The organism is Gilliamella sp. B2717 (assembly GCF_026536675.1).
In the GTDB taxonomy this organism is placed as follows: Bacteria; Pseudomonadota; Gammaproteobacteria; order Enterobacterales; family Orbaceae; genus Gilliamella; species Gilliamella apicola_I.
The window spans coordinates 59,337-59,806 of record NZ_JAFNNQ010000025.1; positions in this window are offsets into that span (position 1 = coordinate 59,337).

Consider the following 470-nt stretch of genomic DNA (forward strand, 5'->3'; position numbering starts at 1 on the left):
TAGATCCGCTATACAGCAAATCATAATCATAAAATCGTTATGGGTCGAATGGGCGTTTATACACGCGCGGGCGATTGTCTCGGCCTGTTCGATTTTTGCGAATTGGTTTAAATGGATAACGACATTTTCTGATGTGTCAACTGGTGTAATTTGTGAGACTTTCATGATTAAATTCCCAATATAAATTAAGGATTAAATAATCACCTACAACACTGTCAAATATTGGAGGTGAACCAAGCAAGGTTGACAGACCGTCATCATGAGAAACGGCGAGCCCTTAGGCTCCCTCACTTAGCTCACCATAGAAAAGATGCAACTAAACGAAGAGACACAAAAAAACCGTCTTGGACGGTTATGCCCTCATGATGATAACAAGCTGTCAAACTTGGCGCTAGATTTTGCTAACGCATTTTTACTATATATCGGTTTTGGTTTTTTTGTCAACATATTAGATCCCTGTATTAAAAATC